Genomic DNA, 2,797 nt, shown 5'->3' with positions numbered 1-2,797 from the left:
TCTCATCGCCTCTACGGGCGAGACTTTCCCCGCCCTTAGTGCGGGAATAAGAGAAGATACGACTACCGACAGGAATCCGAGAATGGCTCCAAGTAAGAGTGATAGGGGTGAAATCATAGTTGCTAAGCCGCCTAGCCCCGTAAGCTGAGATCCCGCATAGAGCGCTATTGCGAAGGAAAGCAAAACGCCTGTCACCAGTCCTAAGGGAATGCCTACAAGACTTACGAGGATCGATTCTCGGAAGACGATCTTTCTTATCTGTGCGGGAGTGGCGCCTGCCGCCCTGAGAAGCCCGAATTCACGTATTCTCTCGAGAACAGATATTTGTACGGTGTTATAGATAGAGACAATTGAAGCGACTGCGACGAGCAGTCCCAGAATGACGGCCGGCCAGTTGACGGGGGATAGGTTCTCAAGAAAGTAGATCAACGAACCGTTGTAAGTTGTCTTATCTCTTATTTCGAGATCCGAAGCAACCTTCAGTGCGGCAACTCTTATTCCGTTGTTTGGCGCATCAACGGTGAAATAGGTGTTCTTCACCACTCTCGACACTTCAGAGATCTCCGAAAACTCCTCAGGTGAGATTTCCACAAAGGCCTTTGAGATTGCACTCTCTTGTCTAGCCTTTGATACTATCCCTACTACTTCATAGGTACGTTTCTTGCCTCCAATATCAAGTGAGACCATTTGGCCGGTCTCCGGAGTGATTCCCAGAAGCTTCGCCGAAAATGAGTCTACCGCTATCTCTCCAGGCCTTTCAGGGAGACGGCCTTCTTTTATACTCTTTCCTCTCAGGTTGAGCGTCAGCTCATTTGCCTCTTCGATGAACAGAGAAGCCCTTTCTTCAGGAAATTCAATTGTTCCGGCTATTTTCTGAATACCCAGCTCTTCGATCAAAACGTGTATCTTCAAGTCCATGAGCTCGGATTCACTTGCCTCTACTACTTTTCCATGGTACCTCCCCACAGAGTTCTCCATGCTCTGAAGCTCCGAAGCTTCGATGCTTTCGAAAGTGATCATGATTGCGGTTATGAAGGCAACGGCGAGCGCCACTCCCAGTAGTGTGTACAATGTTCTCCTAAGTCGTCTCGAAAGGTACTTTCTGCTTAGTTCTGTATAATGTTTCATACCTTCTGACCTCCCAGGGCCGAAGAAAAGACGTTGCCCACGTCTGTATTCGAGTAGTCCGAAACGATCTCGCCGTCCTCCAGAGTGATTATTCTGTCGGCTCTTTCTGCAATATCCTCTTCATGAGTCACTATTACGAGAGTCTGGTGGAATTTCCTCGCGCTTACTTTAAGCAGGTCCATGACTTCCTGGCTCGTCTTGCTGTCGAGATTTCCTGTTGGCTCGTCGGCAAAGACAATTGCCGGTTTCGTTATGAGAGCCCTGGCTATGGCCACCCGCTGTTGCTGGCCGCCTGAAAGGGCAGACGGGAGGTGACCGACCCTGCCTTCCAGTTTCATAAGCCTTATGAGTTCGTTCAGATAGGGCTCATCGACCTTTCTTTCGTCCAGGATCAGCGGGAGTTCTATGTTCTCTCTGGCAGTAAGAACGGGAATCAGGTTGAAAAACTGGAAGACAAACCCGATTCTTCTTCTTCTGAAGATCGAAAGCTGCGTATCCGTCATGGCGTAGAGATTCTTGCCGTTTATGTGGACGCTTCCCGCGGTAGGCCGATCAAGCCCCGCAAGCAGATGAAGGAGCGTACTCTTACCCGAGCCGCTCGGTCCTACGATGGCGACGAACTCGCCTTCTTCAATAGATAGTTCAGCACCTTTAAGCGCAGTGACTGCGTTCGCGCCAGATCCATATACTTTTCTCAGTCCAGTAGCTTTGAGTACTTCCATAATCAGCCTCCTTATTGTTTTCTGTTCAGAGTATAAGGAGTCTTTCTTATTCGTAGATGAAGGAGAAGCTTAAGAAATCGCAAGGTTAAGCCCTCATTCTTCCCGTCTCACGGGGAGCTCTACTGTGAAAGTCGACCCTCTTTCCGTAGATGACTTCAGCTTTATGTCGCCTTGGTGTCTCTCAATAATCGCTTTAGCCAGCGATAGCCCGGGCCCTGAACCCTTTTTCGATCTGCCGACAGAACTACCCCGGTAGAAACTCTGAAAGATCTTAGATGAATCTTCTTGCGGGATCCCGGTGCCTTTGTCCGAGATGTTTGTATATGCGTAGGTCTCGCTCCTTGAAATTGACACAGATACCGTGCCGCCTTCAGGGGAGTAATCGATGGCGTTCTTCAAAAGATTGCCGATAGCCTGCGAAATCCACTTCTCGTCACAGAAGACCGTAGCCGACGATTCGACATTCAGTGAAATCTCGACCTTCTTGCCGCGAGCTATCTCGATGTAACTTCTCACTACATCTCTTGCAAGTTCTGCGAGATCTGCCTTTCTGAAATTGAATCTGATAGCGCCCGATTCTATCCTTGCAATGTTGAGAACGTCGCCTATAAGCCATTCCATTCTCTCGATATCTTCGCCGCTTCTACTCAGAAACTCTTCAATCTGTTCTCTTTCCATATTTTTGCCGTCTATCATCAGTTCGTTCATGGTCTTCAGGGAGGCAAGGGGCGTCTTGAGTTCATGCGATATGAAAGAGATGAAGGCTCTCATCCTGTCTCGCTCGGAATCAACGCTTTCCATGGTCTTTTCAAGTCTTCTGCTGAGCGCGTTCAATTGGGCCGAGAGAATGGCCGTGTCCCCCTCGCCGTCGAAAATTGATTCTCCATCGTATCTGCCGCTCATGAGGGCGTCCAATCTAAGCGATGTTTCTTTCAGAAAGTCGGACT

3 protein-coding genes are annotated in these 2,797 nt (G+C 49.1%); all 3 read right to left on the bottom strand.

Annotation, left to right across the window (positions count from 1 at the left end):
• The coding region (locus tag ENN47_09660; GenBank protein ID HDP78429.1) for an ABC transporter permease at positions 1-1,128 on the bottom strand (1,128 nt) is incomplete at its 3' end.
• Positions 1,125-1,850 carry an ABC transporter ATP-binding protein gene (locus ENN47_09655; GenBank protein ID HDP78428.1) on the bottom strand — a complete coding sequence of 242 codons (726 nt, stop codon included), beginning with the start codon at positions 1,848-1,850 and terminating at the stop codon, positions 1,125-1,127. The genes ENN47_09655 and ENN47_09660, both read right to left, overlap by 4 nt.
• Before the next feature lie 93 nt (positions 1,851-1,943).
• A partial coding sequence (locus ENN47_09650; GenBank protein ID HDP78427.1) for a HAMP domain-containing histidine kinase occupies positions 1,944-2,797 on the bottom strand: 854 nt, incomplete at its 5' end.

Origin of the sequence: Mesotoga infera, from assembly GCA_011045915.1 — a bacterium.
In the GTDB taxonomy this organism is placed as follows: domain Bacteria; phylum Thermotogota; class Thermotogae; order Petrotogales; family Kosmotogaceae; genus Mesotoga; species Mesotoga infera_D.
The sequence above is the reverse complement of the archived record's forward strand: the minus strand, read 5'-3'. Positions and strand labels throughout refer to the sequence as shown.

What these genes read in the sequence shown, in the direction of transcription:
- ENN47_09655 (HDP78428.1), bottom strand. Translation starts at nt 1,850, where the DNA reads ATGGAAGTACTCAAAGCTACTGGACTGAGAAAAGTATATGGATCTGGC.